Source organism: Eubacterium ramulus ATCC 29099 (assembly GCF_000469345.1).
GTDB classification, from domain to species: Bacteria; Bacillota; Clostridia; order Lachnospirales; family Lachnospiraceae; genus Eubacterium_I; species Eubacterium_I ramulus.
Window position 1 is genome coordinate 1 of sequence record NZ_KI271132.1, and the last position, 2,563, is coordinate 2,563.

Here is a 2,563-nt window from a genome sequence, read left to right on the forward strand (position 1 = left end):
TTGAACAAAATCGCTGCGCGATGGCCTGCCAAGGCTATGGCGCAGTTTTTCTTTACACTTTAATAAAAAGCAGTGGAAACCAAGTCCTACAAGTAGTATTGTTAAGTCACCACAACCAACAATCAAACAGGATCGACATCCCCACTGCCTATGATAAGAATACCATTGAGCTGCCTTTCTGGCAAGCAGTTTTATTATGCTAATGCTCCTCCATGTAAGCAGTGTTTATACATTTACGATTTACTTTACATGGAGGATTTTATTATGTACGAAGAAATTTTTAATCAGATTAGATCTGCTGCGAATAAACGGAATCTCAAGGATTCCACAATTCATGCATACTGTACCAGTGTTGCTCATTTTTTGAACCACACAGCCAAGGATATAGATGCATTAACAACTGACGATGTTGATACATTCCTAACTGAAAAGAAACTTTCCGGGATTTCACCAGAAACATACAATCACTACCATTCAGGAATCCGCTTCTTTTACAAAAAAGTATTGAAGATGAATTGGGATGATGATGACATACCTCGTATGAAAAGGGACAGAAAGTTACCAGCGGTGCTTACAAAAGCAGAAATATCAGCTATTCTTGATGCTACACCAAATCTGAAGCATAAAGCTATGATCGCTACTATGTATTCAGGTGGACTTCGTGTTTCAGAAGTCACACACCTTCATTATGATGATATTTCACGCACGAACAAAACCATACACATCCGCGATGGAAAAAGCCGATCTGACCGTTATACTTTGCTTGCAGACCGGACGCTTGAAATATTGACAGAATACTGGTTTCAATGTGGCAGGCCAAGAGGGATTCTGTTCCCAAGTTCATGGACAGGGGATTATCTTACAAAAGATAGTGTCATTCAATTTTTTCGTGAAAGCGCCGAAAAAGCAGGCATTCAAAAACACGTCTCCACACATTGTTTGCGTCATAGTTTTGCAAGTCATCTGTTTGAGTCAGGCTGCGATATAAAATATATTCAGGCTCTTTTGGGACATCGTGATCCAAAATCAACAGAGATTTATCTGCATGTAAGCAATAAAACTCTGCTTGGTATTAAAAGCCCATTTGATGAGATGGGTGGTGAATGATTATGGATAAATCATGTACGATACAGGATGTATTTGAACGGTTCTATCCTTCCTATGAAAAGAGGAGTAACCCTCCTGCTCATCACAGAAAAACGGCTTATCACATCAGAAACTGTAAAACAGGAGTTTTTGGTGTAAACATCAGTGTTTGTGAGGACTGCGGATGTATCAGTGTTCACAACAACTCCTGCAGAAGCAGATGCTGTCCCATGTGCCAGGAGTTTCCGAAAGAGAAATGGATTGATGCACAAAAAGAGAACGTATTGGATGCACCCTATTATCATGTAGTATTCACAGTTCCTGAGGAATTGAATTCCATTATTTACAGCAACCAGAAGCTGTTATATGATGCACTGTATCATGCTGCTTCAGCCACATTGAATGAATTGTCAAAAGATGCAAAGTATCTGGGAGCTGATATAGGGTATATCTGCATTCTTCATACCTGGGGCTCTGCAATGAATTATCATCCTCATATTCATACCATTGTTCTTGGAGGTGGGCTTGATGATGAAAATAAATGGAAAGACACAGGTGGAAATTTTTTTCTCCCATATGGTGTCATCTCAAAGGTGTTCCGTGGAAAATATCTGGATGAGTTAAAAAGCCTGTGGAATGATTCTAAGCTTAAATTTCATGGTACAGCAGAGAAATATCAGAACAGCTATCGTTTTAAAGAACTTCTTGATAAGTGTTATGAAAAGAACTGGGTCACTTACTGTAAAGAAACTTTCAATGGTGCACAGTCGGTTATCAATTATCTTGGAAAATATACCCACAGGATAGCAATCAGTAATCATCGAATCAAATCCATGACGGATACGACAGTTACATATGCAGTAAAAGACTATAAAAACGAAGGCCACTGGAAAGAGAAAACAATTTCAGGAGAAGAATTCATCCGTCGATTCATGATGCATGTTCCACCCAAACGATTTGTCAGAATCCGGCACTATGGTCTGCTATCATGTAGAAACAAGAGAAAAAAGATAACTCTCTGCAGAAACCTGCTTGGATGCAAGAAATACATTTCTACATTAAAAAATCTAAATGCAGTAGAAATGATAAAGATTTTGTATCACATTGATGTATGCAAATGTTCTTCTTGCGGAGGGAATATGGTATCACCCCGCAAAGATAAATACAGTTCTTCTTTTCATGCACATATGAGATGTTAAAATCTACAATTGCATAGAATAAATGACTTCCGCATAGGAGGTTTGTTTGTCATGCCTGAAATTGATTTCTTGAATAAAAAAACTTTTACCAAAACACCCAGTATGATAAACTTAAGGAAAAGAGCAACGATTGAATCCCCATAGCTATCGGCTAAAGGGACGCGACTTTGTTCACCAAGGTAAAATCGAAATTGATGTAAACGAAAGGGCAGTTTTTATCAGAACTCAAGGCTGCTTTTTCGTTTACACCAACTCCGATTGTTTCCTTAACAGTTTGT

3 protein-coding genes are annotated in these 2,563 nt (G+C 38.4%); all 3 read left to right on the plus strand.

Annotated elements, in window-relative coordinates; all coding sequences use genetic code 11:
* On the plus strand, positions 1-203 hold a 203-nt coding region (locus tag HMPREF0373_RS17165; RefSeq protein ID WP_044963569.1), incomplete at its 5' end, for a hypothetical protein.
* A 61-nt stretch (positions 204-264) separates the two neighbouring features.
* Positions 265-1,107 (plus strand): tyrosine-type recombinase/integrase, encoded by an 843-nt coding sequence (locus HMPREF0373_RS08560; RefSeq protein WP_044963571.1) that lies wholly within the window; start codon positions 265-267, stop codon positions 1,105-1,107.
* A gap of 2 nt (positions 1,108-1,109) precedes the next feature.
* Complete coding sequence (locus HMPREF0373_RS08565; protein ID WP_044963574.1) at positions 1,110-2,285, plus strand: IS91 family transposase; 1,176 nt, start codon at positions 1,110-1,112, stop codon at positions 2,283-2,285.
* Positions 2,286-2,563 lie beyond the last annotated feature (278 nt).

What these genes read in the sequence shown, in the direction of transcription:
- HMPREF0373_RS08560 (WP_044963571.1), top strand. Translation starts at nt 265, where the DNA reads ATGTACGAAGAAATTTTTAATCAGATTAGATCTGCTGCGAATAAACGG.
- HMPREF0373_RS08565 (WP_044963574.1), top strand. Translation starts at nt 1,110, where the DNA reads ATGGATAAATCATGTACGATACAGGATGTATTTGAACGGTTCTATCCT.